Origin of the sequence: Streptomyces sp. NBC_00154 (assembly GCF_026342835.1) — a bacterium.
Lineage (GTDB): Bacteria > Actinomycetota > Actinomycetes > Streptomycetales > Streptomycetaceae > Streptomyces.
Genome location: NZ_JAPEMI010000001.1, coordinates 711,373 through 733,193, shown reverse-complemented (window position 1 = coordinate 733,193; position 21,821 = coordinate 711,373). Strand labels below are relative to the sequence as shown.

The 21,821-nt window shown below is 69.9% G+C and carries 22 protein-coding genes; 15 read left to right on the top strand and 7 right to left on the bottom strand.

Annotated elements, in window-relative coordinates:
* Positions 1 to 57 precede the first annotated feature (57 nt).
* A complete protein-coding gene (locus tag OHA03_RS03260) occupies positions 58 to 1,695 on the bottom strand; it encodes an acyl-CoA dehydrogenase family protein (RefSeq protein WP_267000515.1) in 1,638 nt (545 codons plus the stop codon).
* 17 nt (positions 1,696 to 1,712) lie between these two features.
* On the opposite strand from OHA03_RS03260, the gene OHA03_RS03255 reads away from it, so the two are divergent.
* A complete protein-coding gene (locus OHA03_RS03255) occupies positions 1,713 to 2,909 on the top strand; it encodes a YihY/virulence factor BrkB family protein (RefSeq protein ID WP_267000513.1) in 1,197 nt (398 codons plus the stop codon).
* 68 nt (positions 2,910 to 2,977) lie between these two features.
* Positions 2,978 to 3,721 carry a helix-turn-helix domain-containing protein gene (locus OHA03_RS03250; RefSeq protein WP_267000511.1) on the top strand — a complete coding sequence of 248 codons (744 nt, stop codon included), beginning with the start codon at positions 2,978 to 2,980 and terminating at the stop codon, positions 3,719 to 3,721.
* On the opposite strand, the gene OHA03_RS03245 is transcribed toward OHA03_RS03250, so the two are convergent.
* The 4 genes from OHA03_RS03245 to OHA03_RS03230 form a co-directional block, all read right to left on the bottom strand.
* The gene (locus OHA03_RS03245; RefSeq protein ID WP_267000509.1) at positions 3,658 to 4,104 is read right to left on the bottom strand and encodes a VOC family protein; all 447 of its coding nucleotides are present in this window, start codon (positions 4,102 to 4,104) and stop codon (positions 3,658 to 3,660) included. The genes OHA03_RS03250 and OHA03_RS03245 overlap by 64 nt on opposite strands.
* 128 nt (positions 4,105 to 4,232) lie before the next feature.
* Complete coding sequence (locus OHA03_RS03240) at positions 4,233 to 5,777, bottom strand: 3-hydroxyacyl-CoA dehydrogenase (protein WP_267000507.1); 1,545 nt, start codon at positions 5,775 to 5,777, stop codon at positions 4,233 to 4,235.
* A 49-nt stretch (positions 5,778 to 5,826) separates the two neighbouring features.
* A complete protein-coding gene (locus OHA03_RS03235) occupies positions 5,827 to 6,588 on the bottom strand; it encodes a CoA-transferase subunit beta (protein ID WP_267000505.1) in 762 nt (253 codons plus the stop codon).
* 26 nt (positions 6,589 to 6,614) lie between these two features.
* On the bottom strand, positions 6,615 to 7,526 hold the full coding sequence (locus OHA03_RS03230; protein WP_052189856.1) for a CoA transferase subunit A: 912 nt from the start codon (positions 7,524 to 7,526) through the stop codon (positions 6,615 to 6,617).
* A gap of 193 nt (positions 7,527 to 7,719) precedes the next feature.
* Between OHA03_RS03230 and OHA03_RS03225 the strand changes: the two genes are divergently transcribed.
* The 5 genes from OHA03_RS03225 to OHA03_RS03205 all read left to right on the top strand — a co-directional run bounded on the left by OHA03_RS03225 (position 7,720) and on the right by OHA03_RS03205 (position 13,546).
* Positions 7,720 to 8,619, top strand: a complete 900-nt coding sequence (locus OHA03_RS03225) for a LysR family transcriptional regulator (protein ID WP_267000503.1) — start codon at positions 7,720 to 7,722, stop codon at positions 8,617 to 8,619.
* Positions 8,620 to 8,769: 150 nt separating this feature from the next.
* Positions 8,770 to 9,999, top strand: coding sequence for an acetyl-CoA C-acetyltransferase (locus OHA03_RS03220; RefSeq protein WP_267000501.1), 1,230 nt, complete (start codon positions 8,770 to 8,772; stop codon positions 9,997 to 9,999).
* A gap of 224 nt (positions 10,000 to 10,223) precedes the next feature.
* Entirely contained in the window at positions 10,224 to 11,567 is a 1,344-nt protein-coding gene (locus tag OHA03_RS03215) for an MFS transporter (protein ID WP_267000499.1), read from the top strand.
* A gap of 240 nt (positions 11,568 to 11,807) precedes the next feature.
* Entirely contained in the window at positions 11,808 to 13,031 is a 1,224-nt protein-coding gene (locus OHA03_RS03210) for an IS110 family transposase (protein ID WP_267000497.1), read from the top strand.
* Positions 13,032 to 13,087: 56 nt separating this feature from the next.
* Positions 13,088 to 13,546, top strand: coding sequence for a MaoC family dehydratase (locus OHA03_RS03205; RefSeq protein WP_267000495.1), 459 nt, complete (start codon positions 13,088 to 13,090; stop codon positions 13,544 to 13,546).
* Between the two features lie 154 nt (positions 13,547 to 13,700).
* Here the strand turns inward: OHA03_RS03205 and OHA03_RS47775 are convergent, their stop codons facing one another.
* The gene (locus tag OHA03_RS47775) at positions 13,701 to 14,471 is read right to left on the bottom strand and encodes a chaplin (protein WP_323181324.1); all 771 of its coding nucleotides are present in this window, start codon (positions 14,469 to 14,471) and stop codon (positions 13,701 to 13,703) included.
* 455 nt (positions 14,472 to 14,926) lie between these two features.
* Here OHA03_RS47775 and OHA03_RS03190 point away from each other — a divergent pair, with 455 nt between their 5' ends.
* The 6 genes from OHA03_RS03190 (at position 14,927) to OHA03_RS03165 (ending at position 18,169) form a co-directional block, all read left to right on the top strand.
* On the top strand, positions 14,927 to 15,337 hold the full coding sequence (locus tag OHA03_RS03190) for a rodlin (RefSeq protein WP_267000493.1): 411 nt from the start codon (positions 14,927 to 14,929) through the stop codon (positions 15,335 to 15,337).
* Positions 15,338 to 15,669: 332 nt separating this feature from the next.
* Entirely contained in the window at positions 15,670 to 15,861 is a 192-nt protein-coding gene (locus tag OHA03_RS03185; protein ID WP_267007919.1) for a chaplin, read from the top strand.
* A 442-nt stretch (positions 15,862 to 16,303) separates the two neighbouring features.
* The gene (locus OHA03_RS03180) at positions 16,304 to 16,594 is read left to right on the top strand and encodes a hypothetical protein (protein WP_267000491.1); all 291 of its coding nucleotides are present in this window, start codon (positions 16,304 to 16,306) and stop codon (positions 16,592 to 16,594) included.
* 191 nt (positions 16,595 to 16,785) lie between these two features.
* Positions 16,786 to 17,190, top strand: a complete 405-nt coding sequence (locus tag OHA03_RS03175) for a rodlin (protein ID WP_267000489.1) — start codon at positions 16,786 to 16,788, stop codon at positions 17,188 to 17,190.
* Positions 17,191 to 17,423: 233 nt separating this feature from the next.
* A complete protein-coding gene (locus OHA03_RS03170) occupies positions 17,424 to 17,627 on the top strand; it encodes a hypothetical protein (RefSeq protein ID WP_267000487.1) in 204 nt (67 codons plus the stop codon).
* A 134-nt stretch (positions 17,628 to 17,761) separates the two neighbouring features.
* Positions 17,762 to 18,169: a rodlin gene (locus OHA03_RS03165; protein WP_323181144.1), complete on the top strand. Its 408-nt coding sequence runs from the start codon at positions 17,762 to 17,764 to the stop codon at positions 18,167 to 18,169.
* Between the two features lie 126 nt (positions 18,170 to 18,295).
* Here the strand turns inward: OHA03_RS03165 and OHA03_RS03160 are convergent, their stop codons facing one another.
* Positions 18,296 to 18,796 carry a DUF5949 family protein gene (locus tag OHA03_RS03160; RefSeq protein WP_267000483.1) on the bottom strand — a complete coding sequence of 167 codons (501 nt, stop codon included), beginning with the start codon at positions 18,794 to 18,796 and terminating at the stop codon, positions 18,296 to 18,298.
* Between the two features lie 365 nt (positions 18,797 to 19,161).
* On the opposite strand from OHA03_RS03160, the gene rsgA reads away from it, so the two are divergent.
* On the top strand, positions 19,162 to 20,334 hold the full coding sequence (gene rsgA, locus OHA03_RS03155) for a ribosome small subunit-dependent GTPase A (protein ID WP_267000481.1): 1,173 nt from the start codon (positions 19,162 to 19,164) through the stop codon (positions 20,332 to 20,334).
* 84 nt (positions 20,335 to 20,418) lie between these two features.
* Positions 20,419 to 21,771 (top strand): AlkA N-terminal domain-containing protein, encoded by a 1,353-nt coding sequence (locus OHA03_RS03150; protein WP_323181323.1) that lies wholly within the window; start codon positions 20,419 to 20,421, stop codon positions 21,769 to 21,771.
* The last annotated feature ends 50 nt before the right edge of the window (positions 21,772 to 21,821 follow it).

Genomic DNA, 21,821 nt, shown 5'->3' with positions numbered 1-21,821 from the left:
ACAGCATGAAGGGTGGTGCCGTGTCGGCGCAGCACCACCCTTCGTCGCTGTTCCTGCTCAGGGCGCGACGGGCCGGGCCCGCTCCACGATCGAGGCCAGGTCCAGGCTGTGCGGCAGCGTCCCGAACGCCGAACCCCAGTCCCCGCCCAGCCGTGACGCGCAGAACGCGTCGGCCACCTCCGGCGGCGCCCAGCGCACCAGCAGCGAACCCTGCAGCACCAGCGCCATCCGCTCGACGAGCCGCCGGGCGCGCGCCTCGATCCCGTTCAGATCGGCCAGCTCGGTCAGCATGTCCTTGATCGCCCCGTCCAGCCGGTGATCCGCACCGCGCGCCCTGCCGACCTCCTGCAGGAACGCGTTCAGCGCCTGCGGCTCGCGCTGCAGCGCCCGCAGCACATCCAGCGCCTGTACGTTCCCCGAGCCCTCCCAGATCGAGTTGAGCGGCGCCTCACGCAGCAGCCGCGGCATCCCGGACTCCTCGACGTAACCATTGCCGCCCAGACACTCCAGCGCCTCGGCGGCCAGCGGTGTGCACCGCTTCGTCACCCAGTACTTCGCCGTCGGCACCGCGATCCGCAGGAACGCCCGCTCCGCCTCCGTATCGGCGTCGTACGCAGCAGCCAGCCGCAGCGCCAGCACCGTCGCCGCCTCCGACTCCAGCGCCAGATCGGCCAGCACATTGCGCATCAGCGGCTTCTCGATCAGCACCCCGCCGAACGCGCTGCGGTAGGTGCAGTGGTGGATCGCCTGCGCCACCGCCTGCCGCATCAGTGCCGCCGAACCGAGCACACAGTCCAGCCGGGTCGCGGCGACCATCTCGATGATGGTGCGCACCCCGCGCCCCTCGTCGCCGACCCGGCGTGCCCACGTCCCGTCGAACTCGACCTCGCTCGACGCGTTGGACCGGTTGCCCAGTTTGTCCTTGAGACGCTGGATCGCGAACACGTTGCGGGTGCCGTCCGGCAGCACCCGGGGCAGCAGGAAGCACGTCAGCCCGCCGGGCGCCTGAGCCAGCACCAGGAAGCCGTCGGACATCGGAGCCGAGCAGAACCACTTGTGCCCGGTCAGCAGATACTCGCCGTCGGCCGACAGCGGCTCGGCCCGCGTCGTGTTGGCCCGCACGTCGGAGCCGCCCTGCTTCTCCGTCATGCCCATTCCGAAGAGCACCCCGGCCTTCTGCGCGGGGGGCCGCAGCCCCGCCTCGTACACCCACGAGGTCAGGCGCGGCTCCCACTCGGCGGCCAGCACCGGATCGGTCCGCAGCGCGGGCACCGCCGCATGCGTCATCGACAGCGGGCAGCCGTGCCCGCCCTCGGGCTGCGTCCACACCAGGAACCCGGCGGCGCGCCGCACATGACCGCCCGGCCGGCCCCAGGCGTCGGTCAGCCCGGCGGTGACCGCGTGCCCCAGCAGCCGGTGCCAGGCCGGATGGAACTCCACTTCGTCGATGCGATGCCCGTACCGGTCATGGGTACGCAGTGTCGGCGGGTACTCGTTCGCCTGCGCACCCCACCGCTGGACCTGCGCGGACCCGGCGGACCGGCCCAGCTCGCCCAGCTCGTCGCGTGCACCGGCGAGCAGCTCGGGCGCGAGGTGCCGCTCGACGGCCTCGGTGAGCGCGCGGTCGGCGGCGAAGACGTCGTAGTCGACCAGGGGCGGGACCTGGTTGGACACTGTGTGGGTGGTGGCTGCCATGCCGATACGGTAAGGATGTGCAGGCAGCAAATGAAACACCCGAGCGGCCACCGGGCCGGCTCCACCGGGCCCGAGTCCTCTACCGCAACGTATCCAAGCGGCAGATGGTCTGGCAGCTGCTCAAGGACACCGTCAATTCGTGCATGGAGTACCGCATTCTCGGGCTCGCGGCCGAGGCGGCGTTCTTCACCCTGCTGTCGCTGCCGCCGCTGCTCCTCGGACTGATCGGACTGCTCGGCTACGTCGATGAGTGGACGAACACCACCACGGTCGCGTCCATCGAGCGCAACATCCTGAACGCGGCGCAGACGGTCCTGTCCCAGCGGGGCGTCAACGACTTCGCCAAACCGCTCCTGGCGGACGTCACGACCGGCGCCCGCCCCGATGTCATCTCCATCGGCTTCGCGATCGCTCTCTGGTCGGGGTCCCGCGCGGTGAACGTCTTCATCGAGACGATCACCGTGATGTACGGCCTCGACGGCCAGCGCGGCATCGTCAAGACACGGCTGCTCTCCTTCCTGCTGTACATCGTGGCGCTGCTGCTCGGCGCGGTCGTGCTGCCGCTGCTCGTGGTCGGCCCCGACCGGGTCGTGGAGTTCATCCCGTGGGGCACGGAGGTCATAAGCATCTTCTACTGGCCCCTGGTGATCCTGCTGTCGATCGCGTTCCTGACGACGCTCTACCACGTGTCCGTGCCGGTCCGCTCGCCGTGGATCGAGGACGTGCCGGGTGCGCTCGTGGCGCTCGCGATGTGGGTGGTCGGGAGCTTCCTGCTGCGGATCTATCTGACCAGCACGGTCGAGGGGCCGACGATCTACGGCTCGCTGGCCGCCCCGATCGCCGTGTTGCTGTGGATCGGCATCTCCGCGTTCGCGGTGCTGGTGGGGGCGGCGGTCAACGCCGCCATCGATCGGGTGTGGCCTTCGCTGGCGACGGCGGCGGCGCGTGCGGCCAACGACCGGGTGCGAGCGGCCCAGGCCGCGGAGCTCCTGGCGCGGGCGCAGGCGGAGAACGCCGAGGCGGACTGGGACGACATCGACGAGGGCGACACCCCCTATATGCCGTCCGAGTTCCCTGAGCGGTGGTCGAGGTTCCTGCCGCCCGACGATGTGAAGTCCAGGCTGCGGCAGCCGAGCCGCGACAAGGAGACGACGAAGGACACGTCCAAGGACGCGGATCGGCAGGGCAAGGGGTCCCCGAAGTCGCGGCCGTAGTGCCGCCGGTGTCGCACCGGGCGACCAGGAAGCCGAAACGGTTGCCCGGCGACATTACCGTGTGAGGTATGGGCGAAAGGTACGCAGAGCGGGAGTCCCGCTTCGACGGGGCGATCGTCTGGACGCGGCAGGTGCCGCAGGGGCCTGTCCGGCCCGTGCTGCCCGACGGCTGCATGGACCTGCTCTGGATGGACGGCCGACTGATCGTCGCCGGGCCCGACACCCACGCGTACGAACCCTCCGAAGGCACCGGCGGCCGGTTCACCGGCATCAGGTTCGCCCCGGGCACCGCCCCGGCCCTCCTCGGCGTACCGGCACACGAACTGCGCGACCTGCGGGTCGACCTCGCCGATCTGTGGCCGGGTACCCAGGTGCGCATCCTCACCGAGCGCATCGCCGACGCCGCCGACCCCGGTGCCGCACTGGAGTCCCTGGCGCTGCGTCGGGCGGCCGCCACCGGGCCGCCGGATCCGCTGATGCGGTCCGTCGCAGGGCAGCTCGCGCAGGGGCGGTCGGTCGCCGCCACCGCGCACACGGCCGGTCTCGGCGCCCGGCAGTTGCACCGCCGATCGCTGGCGGCCTTCGGCTACGGGCCCAAGACCCTGGCCCGGATCCTGCGACTGCAGCGCGCACTGGCCCTCGTACGGACCGGCATGCCGTACGCCGATGCGGCGCTCGCGGCGGGCTGCACCGACCAGGCGCACCTCGCGCGGGAGATGCGCGAACTGGCCGGTACGACCCTGACCGCCTACTGCGAGGCGTCGGCGAAGAGTGACACCGCGCAGCCGTCCGGGTCGAGGACTACCGCGTAACGCTGCCCCCACACGGCGTCCCACGGCTTCAGATGGCCCTGGTACCCGGCGCCGGTCAGGTCGGCGTACACCGCGTCCACCTCCGCCGGGCTGTCGCAGACGAACGCGAGCCCGACCCGGTCACCCCCTTGCGAACCGGCCCACCCGGGGTCGAAGGAGCGGATGACGTCCTCGGTGTCCCACAGGATGCGCTGTCCGTTCGGCAGGGTCACTTCGACATGGGGTGCGGAGTCCGCTCCGGCGGGGATGTCGAGCCCGAGCCGGCGGTAGAAGGCGAGCGATGCGGCCAGATCCGCGGTGGTGATGCCGATTGCGTCGAGTCGTGGAGTCATGGTCCGAACGTAGAACGCAGCCGCACAGCGGGTCTTGTACGAATCGGTCATGCGCTGCCCCGGCGTGGTGGGCCGTGAAAAATCGTCCGCGCCGCCCTGCATCACGTCGACGAACTCGTCGCCGACCTCTAGATGGTTCGGATCGGGCCGGCTCGGGCCCGATCCGAACGGGACATCCCTCAGCCCAGGCAGTCGCCCGGGGAAGTCCCCGGGTCCGTCAGCGCCAGACCCAGCTGGGCGCGCTCGGTGATCCAGCGGGCCGGGCGGTAGCGCGGGTCGCCGGTCGTCGTGTGCAGCGCCCGGTGCAGTTCCAGCATCCGGTCCGCGCCGATCCGATCGCCCCAGGCCAGCGGCCCCACCGGATATCCGAGACCGGTCGTGACGGCCAGATCGATGTCGGCCGGGGTGGCGAGGGAGCGCTCGGCGATCGACGCGGCGACGGAGACGATCGAGGCCAGCAGCCGCTGCGCGACCGAACCCGCCGTGTCCCGTACGACCGACACCGCGTACGGCTCGCCGTCGTCCTCCGCCGCCCGCGCCAGCACCGCGCGGGCGTCCCGTGCGGCGGCCGGGTCCGCCGCCGCCGTCATGGCGAGTACCCGGCGGCGGCCGGCCGGAGGCAGCGGGTCCACTCCGAAGGTGCGCCCGGCGGGCAGCCGGTACGCGGCGACCGCGGCGGCCACGGTCGTGCCCCAGACCGGGACCAGCACCAGGGCGTCGGCGGACGGTTCGGCGCCGGTCTCGACGGTGCCGCCCGCCGAGGCCAGCGCCTCTCGGAGCGTGGTCGCGTCGGAGTCCGCCGCGTCCCCGACGACGTACACCGGCCGGTCGGCATCGCCGGTGACCGGCGGCTCCGGAGCGGCGGCGGGCGCGTCGGAGCCGTACGCGAACCAACCGTGCCCGGTCTTGCGGCCGTGCAGTCCCGCGGCCACCCGGTTCGGGGTGAGGTACGAGGGGCGGAGCCGGTCCGCGTACCGGAAGCCCTCCCAGATCGAGTCGATGACCGCTGCCGTCACATCCAGACCGGTGAGGTCCATCAGCTCGAACGGGCCCATCCGCAGACCGAGCACGTCACGCGCGATCCGGTCGATGCCTGCCGGGTCGGCGACCGACTCCTCCAGCAGTGCGAGCGCCTCGGTCACCAGACCGCGACCGGCGTGGTTGACGAGGAAGCCGGGGGTGTCGGCGACCGTCACCGCCCGGTGGCCGCAGCTCTCGACGAGCGCGGTGAGGGCCGGCGGGATCTCCGGGCGGGTGGCCGCACCCGGCACGATCTCGACGATCTTCATCAACGGCACCGGGTTGAAGAAGTGCAGCCCGGCCAGGCGCGTCGGGTCCTTCAGCGCCGCGGCGATCCGGGTGACCGACAGGGAGGAGGTATTGGTCGCGAACACGGCCGAGGCGGGCAGCGCCTGCTCCAGCCGGCCGAAGACCTCCGCCTTGGTGCCGAGGTCCTCCCGCACCGCCTCGATGACCAGCTCGACGTCCGGCCCGTCCGCCCAAGGATCATCGAGCGGAACCAGCCGCTCCAGGGTGGCGGCGCAGTCCTCGGCCGACAGCCGGCCCTTCTGTACGGCGCGGTCGAGCATGGACCGTACGAAGTCGAGGGCCGCGGTCACCGCCTCGGTGCGTACGTCGCACAGCTCGACGGTGTGTCCGGCGGTCGCGGCCCACTGGGCGATACCACGGCCCATGGCTCCGGCGCCGACGATCCTGATACGCATGGCAGTTGAGGTCCTCTCGGATGCGGGTGAGCGGGTGCGACTGGTCGTCTCAGCGAAGATAGACGCGTTCGGGGTCGACGTCCTCGCGCAGCAGCCGCAGTTCCTCGGCGGTCGGCGGCGGTACGGTCTCCACCGTGTCGGCGACCGAGAGGTCCCAGCCCGTGGCCGCACGTACCTGTTCGACCGTGACACCCGGCTGGACGGCGACGAGCCGCAGCTCCTCGCCGATGCCCGCGCGGGCCAGGATGCCCAGTTCGGTGATGACCCGGGTGACGCCGATGCCCAGCGGCCGGATGCCCTCGGCGAGCGCCCGGTCGGGCCCGGGCGTGGTGCAGAAGTCGAGGGTCGCGGTGAAGGAGCGCGGGGTGTGACGGCGCATCACCACGAAGACCTCACGGGAGTTGGCCATCACCTCGACGCCGCCGCCGGAGCCGGGCAGCCGGACCGTCGGGCGGTCCCAGTCGCCGATCACGGAGGTGTTGAGATTGCCGTGGTGGTCGATCTGCGCGGCCCCCAGGAACCCGACGTCGATATGGCCGCCCTGCAGTACGCAGCCGAAGAGCGCCGGCATGGAGAGGACCGCCTCGGCGCCCGTGATGAGGACGGCGTCGGCGATGGTCTCCGGCAGGTGGGAGGGGTGCGCACCGCAGACCCCGGACTCGTACACGACCTCGATGTCCGGAGCGACCGTCAGATGGGCCAGCTCCGTGGCGAGGGTCGGCAGGCCGATGCCGGCGAACACGGTGCGGCGCGCGACCAGCTCGCGCGAGGCGACGACGGAGAGCAGCTCCGACGAGGTGACGGTGGTCATGCCCTGCTCCTTCTCGTGTTCCGTGCTCACAGTCGCCGCCCGTAGTTCACCGGTTCGCTGAGCGCCTCGCCGACCGCCAGACCTGCCCAGAACTCGTCGCCGAGCCTGTCGACGTACTCGGCGTGGTCGGCCGTCCCGCGCACCCACTCGTCCAGCCACTCCTGCAGCCGCTGCGGATCCTTGCTGATCTGCGACCAGGCCCGGTAGAAGGCGTTGTCCCGGTCGTAGTAACCCTGCGCGAACGAGGGGTGCGCACCGCGTGGGCAGGCGACGACGGCGTCGACCGCATGGGCCGGGACGAGTGTACGGTTCGGGTCCGAGCGGATCACCTCGTCGTCGACTATCTCCTCCACGACGACGATCGCCTTGTCCGCCGCGTACACGGCCTCGGCCTGGATGCCGGTCAGGCCCCATATCTGGGTGTTGCCGCGACGGTCGGCGCGCTGGGCGTGGATGATCGTGACGTCCGGGTTGACGGGCGGCACCACATAGATCTGCTCGGGTTCGCCGTCCGGGCCCGGATAGGGCGAAGTGACCTTCCGTAGATCACTGTTGACGGACGGCAGATCGCTGCCGCCGTACGAGCGCAGCGGATAGAACGGCAGCCGCTGGGAGCCGGCGAGGTAGCGGCAGATCATGCCGTAGTGGCTGTACTCCTCGAAGGCGAGCGGCGCGGGATCGCCGGTCTCTACCCGCCGTCGCAGCTCGCCGAGCGAACCGGCCGAGGAGTTGCCGACGAAGGAGGAGACCAGCCGCGACACACACCCCGCCGCGATCATCTGGTCGACGACGATGTCGGCGGTCATCCGGACGACGGTGAGGTCGCGGCGGCCCTGGCGGATGATCTCGTGGCCCGCGGCGGTCGGGATGAGATGGGTGAAACCTTCGAGGCAGACGGTGTCGCCGTCGTGGACGAAGGAGGCGATGGCCTCCCTCATCGACAGTGTCTTGTCCGCCCTGTCCGCCCTGTCCGCCCTGTCCGCCCTGTCCGCCCTGTCCGTTGTGGCCACGGTGCTCGGTGCTCCTCTGCCTGTGCGTGCGCGTCGCCCCACGGTGTCAGCGGCTATTGATTGCTGTCCAATACCAAATTAAGGTCGAATCAAGACTCCTGATTTATGAATGAGGTGGGGAATGGAGCTGCGCCATCTGTCCGCGTTCATCGCAGTGGCCGAGGAGCTGCACTTCGGCCGGGCCGCCAAGCGCCTGCAGATGGCCCAGCCGCCGCTGAGCCAGCAGATCCGGCAGCTGGAGAAGGAGCTCGGCGTCCAGCTCTTCGAGCGCAACACCCGCTCGGTGCGGCTCACCAGCGCGGGGGAGTCGTTCCTCCAGCCGGTGCGGACCGTGCTCGACGACCTCGACACGGCGGTACGGGCCGCCAGGGCGGCCGGCCGCGGCGAGTACGGGCGGGTCACCATCGGCTTCGCCGGCGCCTCCAGCCACGAGACACTGCCGCTGCTCACCAGGGCGGTGCGCGCCGCCCATCCCGCCCTGGAGTTGGTCATGAAAGGCCAGACGTACGCGGATGTCGCCCTCGCAGGAGTGGCGGACGGCTCGCTCGACCTCGGATTCGTCCGGCTGCCCGTGACCCGGCCGGGCGTGCAGTACCGGGTCATCGACGAGGAGGAGCTGGTCTGTGCCCTGCCCTCCGACCACCCGCTCGCCAGGCTGGAGCGGGTCCCGATCGAGGTGCTCGCCGAGGAACCTTTCGTCTCCTTCCCCGCCAACACCGGCTCCACCGTGCGGGACGCGACCGTCGGAGCGTGCGAGGCGGCCGGATTCAACCCGCGCGTGGTGCAGGAGGCCCCCGACTCGTACACCATCCTGGCCCTGGTCGCCGCGGGCGTCGGCGTGACTCTCACCGTCACCTCCTGCCAGCACATCCAGCAGAACGGCCTGGTCTACCGACCGCTCGCCGGGCCGCCGATCCGGCTTCAGGCGGCGCTGGCCTGGCGGACCGACAATCCGTCCGCCGCCCTGCACGCGGTACTCGCTGTCGCGGAGAGCGCGCTGCCGACCCCGGTCGGGGATTGAGACGCGTGGCGTCTTGAACCAGGGCGAACTGGATATTGGACCGACTCAGTCACCGGGTGCGAGGGTCGGTGGACACCCACCAGTGCTTCCAGAACCGCATGTACGCGCACTCGTCCCCGTCATCCGCCCGTGCCACCGGAAGGTCCCGCCGTGCCCGACCAGCAGCCCGACATCGTCATCTGTGAACCGCTGCGCACCCCCATCGGCCGCTTCGGCGGGGTCTTCGCCCAGCAGACACCGGCCGCGCTCGCCGCACGTGTGATCGCCGAGATCGTCGCCCGCACCGGCATCGACCCGGCGAAGGTCGACGAAGTGATCCTCGGCCACGCCTACCCGTCCTCCGACGCCCCCGCCATCGGCAGGGTCGCCGCCCTCGACGCCGGACTCCCGGAGTCCGTGACCGGCGCCCAGATCGACCGCCGCTGCGGCTCCGGCCTGCAGGCCGTACTCGACGCGGCGATGCAGATCCGGGCGGGCTTCAGCAACATCGTGATCGCGGGCGGCGTCGACGTGATGAGCGCCGCCCCCTACTACACGCACGAAGGCCGCTGGGGCATCAAGGGTCCCGGCCTCCAGCTACATGACTCCCTGGCCCGCGGCCGGGTCACGGCGGGCGGCGTCAACCATCCGGTCCCCGGCGGCATGATCGAGACCGCGGAGAACCTGCGGCGGGAGTACGCCATCAGCCGCGCCGACCAGGACGCGCTCGCCCTGCGCTCGCAGCAGCGCGCCGCCCGGGCCGCGGCCGAGGGGCGCTACGACGCGGAGACCGTCCCCGTCACCGTACGCACCCGCAAGGGCGAGACGACCGTCACCGCCGACGAGCACCCGCGCCCCGACACCACCGCCGAACAACTCGCCGCGCTGCGCCCGATCATGCTGAAGTCCGACCCTGACGCCACCGTCACCGCGGGCAACGCAAGCGGACAGAACGACGCGGCCGCCGCCTGCCTGGTGACGAGCGCGGCGACAGCCGTACGCCTCGGCCTGACTCCGCTGGTGCGTCTGGTCTCCTTCGCCCGCGCCGGAGTCCCGGCCGCGACGATGGGGATCGGCCCGGTCCCGGCGACCCGTGCGGCACTCGCCCGCGCCGGACTCGGCCTCGCCGACCTCGACCTGATCGAGCTCAACGAGGCGTTCGCCGCCCAGGTCCTGGCCTGCACCCGCGAACTGGGCCTCGGCGACACCGACCACGAGCAGCGGATCAATGTCAACGGTTCCGGGGTCTCCCTCGGTCACCCGGTCGGCGCCACCGGCGCCCGCATTCTGGCCACGCTGACCCGGGAGATGCACCGGCGCGAGGCGCGCTACGGCCTGGAGACCATGTGCATCGGCGGCGGCCAGGGCCTCGCCGCGATCTTCGAGCGCATCGCGGCCTGACGGGTACCGCGCTCGTCGCACCAACGGCAGCTGACCGGCAGTGAGATGCCCGGCGTCTCACTGCACCAGCAATTCGGTATTGGACCGTTCCAGGTCCCGGTCGGCACCGTAACCGCCACCACACCCGGCAGCCGTCCCCAGGTCCCTCGCTGCGCTGCCGACACGGGCGTCTCGGGCGACGCCCCCACCATCCGCTTGATCGACGACGTTCACGGGAGCCATGCATGAGTGCGTCCACCGCCACCCCACGAGAGCGCACCAGAGCCGCCAACCGCGCCGGATTCGGAGCCTTCATCGGTTCGACCATCGAATGGTTCGACTTCTACATCTACGGCACCGCGGCGGCGCTGGTCTTCGACAAGGTGTTCTTCCCCGAACTCGACGGCGCCATAGGCACCCTGGTCGCCTTCGCGACCTTCTGGGTCGGTTTCCTCGCCCGCCCCATCGGCGGCATCATCTTCGGCCACTACGGCGACCGCCTCGGCCGCAAGAAGACGCTCGTCATCACCTTGCTGATGATGGGCATCTCGACCACCGCGATCGGTCTGCTGCCGGGCTACGCCTCCATCGGCATCGCCGCCCCGATCCTGCTGGTCGCCATCCGCATGGTGCAGGGCATCGGCCTCGGCGGCGAGTGGGGCGGCTCGGTCCTGATCGCCTCCGAGCACGCCCCGAAGGGCAAGTCGGTGCTGTACGGGGCGTTCGCCCAGCAGGGCTCGCCCGTCGGCAACACCCTCTCCACGCTGAGCTTCCTGGCGATCAGCCAGCTGCCCGACGAGGCGTTCGTCTCCTGGGGCTGGCGCCTGCCGTTCCTCTTCTCCGCCGTCCTCGTCATCGTCGGGCTGTTCGTCCGGCTGAAGGTCGCCGAGTCCCCGGCGATGGCGAACCTCATCCAGAAGAAGGAGGTCGTCAAGGTTCCGCTGACCGAAGTCCTGCGCACCCAGCCCATGCTGATCGTCCTCGGCATCGGCGCCTGCACCATCGGCCTGTCGGCGACGTACTTCAAGTCGACGTTCGCCCTGTCCTGGGCCACCTCGTCGCTCGACTTCGACCGCAGCTCCTTCCTGACGATCATCCTGGTCGCCAACATCACGCAGATCGTCGTCCAGCCGTTCGGCGCGCTCATCGCCACCCGGATGAAGAGCTGGTCCCGTGCGGTGACGGTGATGCTGCTGCCCGAACTGGTCCTGATGCCGCTGATGTTCATCCTGATCAGCACCGAGAACTACGGTCTGGCGATGGTCGGCGTCGCCGTCGCGACCATCCCGCACTGCCTCTACTACGCGGCTCTCGCCGGCATGCTCGCCAGCCGCTTCCCGGCCCATCTGCGGTACACCGGCATCTCGCTCTGCTACCAGCTCTGCGGAACTCTCCTCGGCGGAACGACCCCGATCATCGGCCAGTTCCTGCTGAACCGCACCGGCTCGATCACCGCCGTCATCGCCTACGCCGTCCTCCAGGTGGTGCTGACCCTGGTCTGCATGCTGCTCCTGCTCAAGCGCCCCAACCACGACGAACAGGCCGCGGAGCCGCTTGCCGCACCGCGCGCCGCCGCCGTCACCGCCTAATGGGAGCTACGGAGTCGGGGAATGCTCGGTTCCGTAGCCGCCAGCAGGTGAGCACTATCGCCGCCGGAACCAGCCGAGTTCTGGAGTCAGACCGTGCCCCTGCTGGTCGGCCGGGAGGCCAGACCGCTGATGGGGTGGCGTGCCCGCCCCACGGGGGCGTGAGCACTGGATCCATTAGGCCGCGTGCCGCGCCTTCCGCAGGCTGCACCGCTGTGTCAAGTACGAGACGGGGAGGGTCTGTTGCTGCTGATCGGTGATGACTGGGCCGAGGACCACCACGATGTCGAGGTCCAGGACGAGACCGGCCACAAACTGGCCGCCGCGAACCTGCCCGAAGGGGTGGCAGGCATCGCGAAGCTGCACGAACTGATCGCCCGCCACGGCGGCGCGGACCTGGACCCAGCCGAGGTCGTGGTCGGCATCGAGACCGACCGCGGCTCGTGGGTGCAGGCCCTGATCGCCTCCGGCTACCAGGTGTTCGCGATCAACCCCCGCCAGGTCAACCGCTTCAAGGAACGCTATGCCTCCTCCGGCGCCAAGAGCGACAAGGGCGACGCGCACGCGCTGGCGGACATGGTCCGCATCGACCGGGACCAGCTTCGACCGGTGGCCGGGGACAGCGAGCAGGCCCAGGCCGTCAAGGTCGTCGCCCGTGCTCACCAGAGCCTGATCTGGGAACGCACCCGCACCTTCCAGCGGCTGCGTTGCATTCTGCGCGAGTACTTCCCAGCCGCTTTGGCCGCATACGCGGACCTGACACTGACCAGCACGGACGCGCTGGAACTGCTGATCAAGGCACCTGCCCCGGCAGCCGGGGCAAAGCTGACCCGCACCCAGATCACCGCCGTCCTGACGCGCCACCGCCGCCGCAACCGGGACGCGAAAGCGGCCACCATCCAGGCCGCGCTGCGTGAGCCGCAACTTGGTCTGCCCGAACCGGTCACCGCCGCCTACGCGGCCACCGCCACCGCCCACGCCCGCTTGATCATCGCGCTGAACGAGCAGATCGCCGCGATGGAAGAGCAGGTGAAGACCCATTTTCTGGCGCACCCGGACGCTGAGATCTACCTCTCGATGCCTGGCATCGGGGAGATCACCGGCGCCCGGGTGCTTGCCGAGTTCGGAGACGATCCCACCCGATACGCCAACGCGAAAGCCCGCAAGAACTATGCCGGCACCAGCCCCATCACCCGAGCCTCCGGCAAGAGCCACAGCGTCCAGGCCCGCTACGTCCGCAACAACCGCCTCGCCGACGCCCTGCAATCCCAGGCGTTCGCTGCCCTGCGATCACCGGGCGCCCGCCGCTACTACGACAAGCAACGCGCCCGCGAGGTCGGCTACAACCCCGCCCTCCGCCAGCTCGGCAACCGGCTCGTCGGCATCCTCCACGGCTGCCTCAAAACCCGTACCCACTACGACGAAGCCACCGCCTGGTCACACCATGCCTACACCTCTGCCGCTTGACCTCAAACGACATGGGGTGTCTGACTCCCACTGCGAGCAAGAACGGAGCGCGGACCATGCCGCTGACCGTGCACGGCATCCCGGAGATCCTCACCCTGAGCGGGCGCGACCTGGGCCACTCCGGCTGGAAGGAGATCACCCAGGAGCTCATCGACGCGTACGCGTACGTCTCCGGGGACCACCAGTGGATCCACACCGACACCGAACGCGCCGCGACGGGCCCGTACGGACGCACCATCGCCCACGGGTACATGGTCCTCGGCTGGGGGATCCCGATGTTCGGTGAACTGCTCCAGGTGCAAGGTGTGGGCCGGGCACTCAACTACGGGGTCAACAAGGTCCGTTATCCCGCGCCGGTACCGGTCGGCAGCCGCGTGCGGCTGCATGCGTCGGTCGTCGGGGTGAAGGAGGTCGCGCGGGGCGGCGTACAGATGACCCGCGCCTTCACCTTCGAACTCGAAGGGTCCGAGAAACCGGCCTGCGTGGCCGAGTCGCTGACGCATTTCTACCCGTAGGGGCGTCGCCCCCTGTGCGCACCGACTGCCGGGTGACACAGGGAGATGCCCCGCATGTACGCGAGGCCGGCGGAACACGACAGGTCCGGCAGGACAGCTGATGCTGTCCTGCCGGACCTGTCGCTATTTCCTGTTACGAAATTCTGCGCATACGTCAGTTCCGCGAAGCGCGGGCGCGGCGCATCAGCAAGGTGCCGCCGAGCAGAAGAGCAGCGCTGCCGCCAGCCGCTACCCCGAGGTCGGCTGCGCCGGTGCGGGCCAGCTGAGAGCCGGGGGTGTTCACGCCGGCAGGGATCACGGTGGGGGGCTCGACGACGGGGGGCTCGACGACGGGGGGCTCCACGACCGGGGGCTCGACGACGGGCGGTTCGACGACGGGGGGCTCTACGACCGGGGGCTCCACGACGGGCGGTTCGACGACGGGGGGCTCCACGACCGGGGGCTCCACGACGGGGGGCTCGACGACCGGGGGCTCCACGACGGGCGGTTCGACGACGGGCGGTTCGCCCGTCGACGGCCGGCTCCCGTTGGAGCAATGGTTGCCCGCCGCGGGGTTCAGTGCGCCGACGACATCGACAGTGTTGCCGCAGGCGTTGACCGGGACGTCGACCGGAACCTGGACCAGGTTGCCCGACAGCACACCGGGGGAGTTGCTGGTGCCACCGACGGCACTCGCGCCCTGGGCCCCGCCGTCGTCCGAGCGGTCGCTCGCGTTCTCGCACGTGTTACCGAATGCCGGGTTCAGCAGACCGACCACATTGACGGTGTTGCCGCAGACATTGACGGGAACGTGGACCGGCACCTGTACGGCATTGCCCGAGCCGACGCCCGGCGAGCCGGCAGCGGAGCCGTCGGCCGAAGCATCCGCCTGTGCATATCCGCCTGCCGCGGTCAGGATGCCTGACGCCGCCGCCATGACGAGCATGCTCTTACTCAAAGCTTTTCGCATTGGTTGCCCTTCCTTAGGACATTTCGCGCGGGCGGATCGCCCGCAGTTCATTCATCAGGCGGTGCAGCTACCGCCGGGGAAACCGTCCCGGCGGCTCGCCATACGCGATTCGGCAAGCGGCGGTCACGGCTCAGCGGAACTCACACGGACTCCTCTGACACGCGTCCCGAACTCGCGCTTGACGACACCCATAACGACAAAGACTTGGTGGGGGAAACTAAGAATTCCGTGGAAATTATGTAACCACCCGGACGGATTACGTACGGGTGTTCGTCACCCTGTGACGCAATCAGTGCGACGGGTTCCGCGACGCGCTTCGGTGCGAGCGTCGTGGCGACTCGGCATTCGGGTGAATGGAGAGAACCAAACGCCCGGCAGTGAGTTGGTCAGAGTGCTCCGACGCGGGGCATCAAGTACGAGAAGGGTTAATCGTGATCAAGAAGGTCCTGGCTACGGGTGCCGTCGCAGCCTCCATCGTCGGCATCTCGGCGACGCTTGCTCCGCAGGCGATGGCCATCGGCAACGACACCGGTACCACCTCGGTCAACGGCAACGGCTCTTCGCAGTCGTTCGGCAACTCCGAGACCCGTGGTGACTGGAGCCCGCAGTTCGGCCTGGTTCAGGGAAGCCTGAACAAGCCCTGCGTCGGCCTGCCGGCCAAGGCGAACGCCGGTTCGCTCGTCGGTGTGGTCCCGGTCGCGGTCCAGGACGTCAACGTCCTGTCCTCGCCGCAGAACCAGCAGTGCACGGAGAACTCCACCCAGGCCAAGGGTGACGAGCCGCTGTCGCACATCCTGGACGGCATTCCGGTGCTCTCGGGCAACGGCACCGGCAACAGCTGAGCCGGACGCAAAGGCCCGGACCCGCCGGGGTTCCTCCTCCGCGGGGCCCGGGCCTGCTGTTGCCTGTCGGTCCCTCGGCGCAACGGAAAATCGAATGATCCTTGCGGTTGTGCCGAGTAGCGAATGTTGCATCATTCGGGCGGATTTTCAGGAATCTTCTTCTTGAAGAGTTTCGCGCACGGTCTTAAGTCGTTACCAATTGTAGTGGCGGAGTTACGAGCGTTCAGGAATGCGCTCGTGCGGCACGAAAGTCGTGGCCGCTCCGGACTCCGTCAAAGAAAGGGATGAAAGTGAAGTACACCAAGGTTGCCGCCATCGCCGCCGGAACCCTGATGGCGATCGGTGCCGCAACTCCCGCCTTCGCCGACTCCGGTGCCGAGGGTGCGGCCAACAACTCCCCGGGTGTCCTTTCCGGCAACGTCGTTCAGGTTCCGATTCACGTCCCGGTCAACGTCTGTGGCAACACGCTGAACGTGATCGGCCTGCTCAACCCCGCGTTCGGAAACGCCTGCTCCAACGGCTGAATTCCGGTCGGCTGAGCCCAGTGCTCACCGCCGGTCCGCCCCGGATCGCACCTCGCGTGCGATCCGGGGCTTTCCTCTTTTTTCCGCGTGCTCCGTTCCGCGAGTTCGCCGTGCTTCCGGATGAGGGGGAACGGCCGAAGTCGTTCCGCATCGCCCGCGGCGCGGTGCGCCGGCGGCTGGAGGCGGACACCCGGACGGCTGCGCGGAACGGAGCACTTGACAGTGCACCACCCATTCCGGCTGTGGAACCCCTGCAACACTCGTTCCAGTGAATAGTCATGCGATCGATCGAGTGGTCCACCAGAAAAGGTGGACCGTGCAGTTTCCCGACCGGAACCGAATCGTTACCCAGGTCGAAAGCGGCAGAAGTCACAGGTAAAGAAGGCTTGTGCGGCGCGGGGACGCGACCGAAACAGATGCCGCCGCAGAAGGGAACCTGAAAGTGAAGTACGCGAAGACTGCTGCGTTCGTTGCCGGTTCCGTGGTTGCTCTCGGAACGGCTGCTCCCGCCTTCGCCGTTACCACCGCCACGGCCCCCGGCTTCAGCCTCGACGGCGGCGTCAACCAGGTGTTGGCCGCAGCCCCGCAGGGCATCGACCCGATCGTCGACACCGTCGGTGGCGCCACGGAATCGGTGCAGAAGAAGGGCGCCGTCACCAAGGCCGCCGGTCAGGCCACCGGTGCGGCCAAGAGCGCGGCTCCGCTGCTAGGTGGCGTGCCCTTCGGTGGCTGATCCGTCAAAGGACGGCAGTTCCCATCGCATTCGCGGTGATTGAAATTCTCCGGTATCGCTGCCGCGCATTCGGCAACATCCGTAAGGCAGAGGCCCCGTTCGGGTGAAGTGGCACATCCAATCCCGCCGGAGCGAGTTGATAAAGGCGCTCCGGACAGGCGGACAACGGAAAACCCCAGAAGGGCTATTTGATGATCAAGAAGATTATGGCCTCGGCAGCTGCGGCTGCTGCGATCGTCGGCGTCTCCGCCGCGATCGCCCCGCAGGCCATGGCCATCGGCAACGACACCGGTACGACGTCGTACAACGGCAACGGCAACGCGCAGTCGTTCGGCAACTCGGCCACCCAGGGTGACTGGAGCCCGCAGTTCGCACTGGTCCAGGGCTCGCTCAACAAGCCCTGCGTCGGCCTGCCGGCCAAGGCCAACGTCGGTTCGCTCGTCGGTGTGGTCCCGGTCGCGGTCCAGGACGTCAACGTCCTGTCCTCGCCGCAGAACCAGCAGTGCACGGAGAACTCCACCCAGGCCAAGGGTGACGAGGCTCTGTCGCACATCCTGGACGACATCCCGGTCCTGTCCGGCAACGGCAACAACTAGAGCCTCACCGCTCCGGACGCCTTTCCGCGATACTCCGTGGGGCCAGTTCTTCCACGCGGCGGCCATTCCTCGGCGCCCCGGACGGACTGGCCCCTCGTCGTGCGCGCAAGGGTGATCCGCCAGGGATCTCGGGACGGTCCTCAGCCCGCCGAAAACCCTCGATGGAGGGGTGTACTGGGCCGGTTGCCGTAGTGGCGGCTGCGGTCGGCCGCCGCACCGGGTAAAGGCCCGTCATGGACCATTACGACAGTCAGCGCCCGTGCGGCCGGCACCGGCACACGGAGGACGTCACACCCATCTACGACCGGCTGCTCGCCGAGTGGCAGGCAGCCCGGCGGGCCAGGCAGCAGTCCTTGCCGCGCCCCGAGTCCGATCCGCCCTGCGCGGGTCGCCTCGTCCCCGCGGCGCGCACCTCCGGCGAGATGTTCGGTGACTGATCGGACCTGGAGGCGGTCGCCCGCGTCGAACTCGCCCTGGATCCAACCCATTTGAGTGGTGCTGCGGAACTGACGCTTCCGTATCCGGTTGATCAGTGCGTTCCAGAACGGGACGCTCTGAAAGGTGAAGCGTGATGAAGAAGATGATGGCCGGCGCGGCAGTGGCCGTATCCCTGGTCGGTCTGTCGGCTGCCGCGGCTCCCTCGGCCATGGCGATCGGCAATGACCAGGGCACCACGTCGGTCAACGGGAACGGGACGCAGCAGCAGTTCGGCAACAGCGTGACCCAGGGCGATGGCAGCCCGCAGCTGCAGCTCGTCCAGGGTTCGCTGAACAAGGCGTGCGTCGGCCTGCCGGCCAAGGCCGACGTCGGCTCGGTCGTGGGCCTGGTGCCCGTCGCGGTCCAGGACGTCAACGTCCTGCACTCGCCGCAGAACCAGCAGTGCGCCGAGAACTCCACCCAGGCCAAGGGCGACGAGGCTCTGTCGCACATCGTGGACGACGTCCCGGTCCTGTCGGGCAACGGCGCCAACAACAGCTGACGCCGCGTGAGCTGCGGGCGGTCCAGGGGTACCCCCGGGCCGCCCGCTCTCCCCTGTGGGGCGGCGCACGACGATGCCCACCGCTCGACGGGGGGCGGTGGGCATCGGAGGGACCGGGCGGGCGGGTCAGCCCAGGGAGCGCACCGGCAGAAGACAGTGGGCGGAGGTCATGACGACCTCTTCGTCGGCGGCGAAGGAACGCAGCAGCTCCTCGCTGACCGGCCGGCCCGGCACCGCCGCCGGCCACGGGCGGGTGGCGAACATCGCGTAGACCTCGCCCCGGTCGCGGGCCGCGACCAGCCACTCGGGCGGCACCCGGTACTGCGCGGTGAAGTGGGGCAGCGTCAGTACGGCCTGGCCGGCCTGGACCAGGAGCTTCACCGGGAGGCCCGGCGTCTCGGCGGCGCGCACGAGACCGGCGCCGACCGGCAGCCCGCAGCGCTCCAGCGCCACTCGCATCGCGGCCTCACCGGCGGCCGGGCCGTCCGTCCCGTCGCCCAGCGAGTAGACGAGCAGGAAGGCGACATCGTGTCCGTCGTCGGGGTGCTCCCCACTCCACCCGATCAGGGAGAGCGTGCCCAACTGGGCTTGTGTGAACGTGCCGGTGGCGGTCTGGGGTGAGGTCATGCTCGGCACCATAACGGCCATGGAACCGTCGTTGTACGCCGGTTTCACCTGATCGAGGGAGACTTCGTGATAACTCCGACGAACGTCCCGGACCGGTCCGCCGCGAGGACCTGAGGCAATAAATGTGTTGACGGCGTCGGGCGGCTCCCGGCTATCGTGTGCAGCGTTGCGGCCGGCGGACATACCGCCGGTGTCGGCCCGTGCTGTGAACCAGGAGGTGAGGACATTGATGACTGTCGTTGCGGTGGGCGCTGCCCACAACCGGAAGAGCATCGTTCTCACCCCCGTGGTCGCCGGCTGACCTTCTTTCGTACTTCTCCGCGCCCGAGTGCGCGTTGCCGGGGCCACCCTCCGAAGGGTTTCCCTTGTCTTTCTCCCCGCTTTCCCCGCTCTCCTCCGACGTCGGCCCGTCCTCGTCGCATCCGCTGTCGCCGTACGGCTGGGACGACGCCTGGGCGGCCGAGTTCGCACCGCACGCCGCAAAGGGGCTGCTGCCCGGAAGGGTGGTGCGGGTGGACCGTGGTCAGTGCGATGTCGTCACCCCCGACGGCACCCTCCGCGCGGACACCGCATTCGTCGTCCCCCGCGACCCGATGCGGATCGTCTGCACGGGCGACTGGGTCGCCGTCGACCCCGACGGCGATCCGCAGTTCGTACGGACACTGCTGCCGCGGCGCACCGCCTTCGTGCGCTCGACGTCGTCGCAGCGCTCCGAAGGGCAGGTGCTCGCCACCAACGTCGACCACATCGCCATCTGTGTCTCGCTCGCCGTGGAGCTCGACCTGGGGCGGGTGGAGCGCTTCCTCGCGCTCGCCATGTCCAGCTCCAGCGGTGACGCGCTGCTGCGGGACGGTGCGTCCGCCACGGACGGTGCAGCCCAGCCGATCGTGGTGCTGACCAAGGCCGATCTGGTGCCGGACGCCGACACGCTGTCGTATTTCGTCCAGGACATCGAAGCCATCGCGCCCGGTGTGCAGGTGCTGCCCGTCAGCTCCGCCACCGGGGAGGGGCTCGACGTCTTCGGTGCCATCGTCTCGGGCGGCACGAGTGTGCTGCTCGGGGCGTCCGGTGCGGGCAAGTCGACCCTTGCCAACACGCTGCTCGGCGACGACGTGATGGAAGTGCAGGCCGCCCGTGACGTCGACGGCAAGGGCCGGCACACCACCACGACCCGCAATCTGCTGGTTCTGCCCTCCGGGGGCGTACTGATCGACACACCCGGACTGCGCGGGGTCGGACTCTGGGACGCGGAGACCGGCGTCGGTCAGGTCTTCTCGGAGATCGAGGACCTGGCCCGGCGATGCCGGTTCCACGACTGCGCCCATCAGTCCGAGCCCGGCTGCGCGGTACTCGCCGCGATCGACGACGGTTCGCTCTCCGAGCGGCGCCTCGACAGCTTCCGCAAGCTGCTGCGCGAGAACCAGCGCATCGTCGCCAAGACCGATGCCCGGGTGCGGTCCGAGATGCTGCGCGAATGGAAGCGCAGGGGGGCCGCGGGCCGGGCCGCCATGGACGCGAAGCGGGGCCGGGTGCGGTAGTGCCGCGCCCCGGCCGGGGGCGCCGGGTCGACGTCCGAAAACCGCGAGTGCGCCACCGCTCGGTGGCGCACACTGGACGGTGTGATGGACGAACGGACCAGGTACGAGGCGGTGAGCAGCCGCGACGCGCGGTTCGACGGGGAGTTCTTCTTCGCCGTCGAGACCACCGGGATCTACTGCCGGCCGAGCTGCCCCGCCGTCACCCCCAAGCGGAAGAACGTCCGGTTCTTCCCGACCGCCGCCGCTGCCCAGGGCAACGGCTTCCGGGCGTGCAGGCGCTGCCGCCCGGACGCCGTCCCGGGGTCCGCGGAGTGGAACGTACGGGCCGACGTCGTCGGCCGTGCCATGCGGATGATCGGTGACGGCGTGGTCGACCGGGAGGGCGTGCCCGGGCTCGCGCACCGACTCGGCTACAGCTCGCGCCAGTTGCAGCGGCAGCTCAACGCCGAGCTGGGCGCCGGACCCGTCGCGCTGGCCCGCGCCCGGCGGGCACACACCGCACGGGTGCTGCTCCAGACGACGGGGCTGCCCGTCACCGAGATCGCGTTCGCGTCCGGCTTCGCCAGCGTGCGCCAGTTCAACGACACGATCCGGCAGATCTACGCCCGCACGCCGAGCGCGCTGCGGGCCGAGGCCGGGACCGGACTGGGAGCGGCGGTACGGGAGGCGCGCACGGCCGGAATCCCGCTCAGGCTCGCCCACCGGGGACCGTATGCCGCCCGCGAGGTCTTCGATCTGCTGGCCGGCGAGGCGGTCGCCCGGGTCGAGGAGGTCAGCGGCGATCCCGGCGCCCGCACCTACCGGCGCACCCTGCGGCTGCCGTACGGCACGGGCGTCGTCTCCGTCGACGAGCGGTCCGCCGGGGCATGGCTGGACGCCAGGATCAACCTCACGGACCTGCGCGATCTGACCACGGCCGTACAGCGGCTGCGGCGCCTCTTCGACCTGGATGCCGATCCGTACGCCGTCGACGAGCGGCTCCGCGCCGACCCCGGGCTGGCACCGCGCGTCGCGGCCCGCCCCGGGCTGAGGTCACCGGGCGCCGCGGACCCCGAGGAGTTCGCCGTACGGACGCTCGTCGGCCGGGAAGCGGCGGAGCGGCTCGTGGAGACGTACGGGAAGGTGCTCGACGTGCCGTGCGGCGGTCTGACCCATGTGTTCCCGGAGCCGGGAGTGCTGGCCGGTGCGGCTGACGATCCGGCGCTGCGGGCACTGGCTGCCGCGCTCGCCGACGGGACCGTGCGTCTCGACGCCGGGGCCGACCGCGACGAGGCCGAGCAGGCGCTGTTGCGGCTGCCGGGGATCGGTCCGGCAGCCGCGGCGCTGATCAGGATGCGGGCGCTCGGCGATCCCGATGTGGATCCGGACAGGTCGCCCGGGTCGGAGCGGTGGCGGCCCTGGCGCTCGTACGCCGTGCGTCATCTGGACCGCCGGTGACATCGGCCCCGTCGAGGGCCCGCATTCCCTTCACCCGGCCGGAATTCGGG

Coding starts and splice junctions, on each gene's coding strand:
- OHA03_RS03165 (WP_323181144.1), top strand. CDS start 17,762: ATGAAGAAGATGATGGCCGGCGCGGCAGTGGCCGTATCCCTGGTCGGT.
- OHA03_RS03185 (WP_267007919.1), top strand. CDS start 15,670: ATGGCGATCGGTGCCGCAACTCCCGCCTTCGCCGACTCCGGTGCCGAG.
- OHA03_RS03240 (WP_267000507.1), bottom strand. CDS start 5,777: ATGCGTATCAGGATCGTCGGCGCCGGAGCCATGGGCCGTGGTATCGCC.
- OHA03_RS03235 (WP_267000505.1), bottom strand. CDS start 6,588: ATGACCACCGTCACCTCGTCGGAGCTGCTCTCCGTCGTCGCCTCGCGC.
- OHA03_RS03250 (WP_267000511.1), top strand. CDS start 2,978: ATGGGCGAAAGGTACGCAGAGCGGGAGTCCCGCTTCGACGGGGCGATC.
- OHA03_RS03175 (WP_267000489.1), top strand. CDS start 16,786: ATGATCAAGAAGATTATGGCCTCGGCAGCTGCGGCTGCTGCGATCGTC.
- OHA03_RS03215 (WP_267000499.1), top strand. CDS start 10,224: ATGAGTGCGTCCACCGCCACCCCACGAGAGCGCACCAGAGCCGCCAAC.
- OHA03_RS03245 (WP_267000509.1), bottom strand. CDS start 4,104: ATGACCGATTCGTACAAGACCCGCTGTGCGGCTGCGTTCTACGTTCGG.
- OHA03_RS47775 (WP_323181324.1), bottom strand. CDS start 14,471: ATGCTCGTCATGGCGGCGGCGTCAGGCATCCTGACCGCGGCAGGCGGA.
- OHA03_RS03230 (WP_052189856.1), bottom strand. CDS start 7,526: ATGAGGGAGGCCATCGCCTCCTTCGTCCACGACGGCGACACCGTCTGC.
- OHA03_RS03260 (WP_267000515.1), bottom strand. CDS start 1,695: ATGGCAGCCACCACCCACACAGTGTCCAACCAGGTCCCGCCCCTGGTC.
- OHA03_RS03160 (WP_267000483.1), bottom strand. CDS start 18,796: ATGACCTCACCCCAGACCGCCACCGGCACGTTCACACAAGCCCAGTTG.
- OHA03_RS03150 (WP_323181323.1), top strand. CDS start 20,419: ATGGACGAACGGACCAGGTACGAGGCGGTGAGCAGCCGCGACGCGCGG.
- OHA03_RS03205 (WP_267000495.1), top strand. CDS start 13,088: ATGCCGCTGACCGTGCACGGCATCCCGGAGATCCTCACCCTGAGCGGG.
- OHA03_RS03170 (WP_267000487.1), top strand. CDS start 17,424: ATGGACCATTACGACAGTCAGCGCCCGTGCGGCCGGCACCGGCACACG.
- OHA03_RS03225 (WP_267000503.1), top strand. CDS start 7,720: ATGGAGCTGCGCCATCTGTCCGCGTTCATCGCAGTGGCCGAGGAGCTG.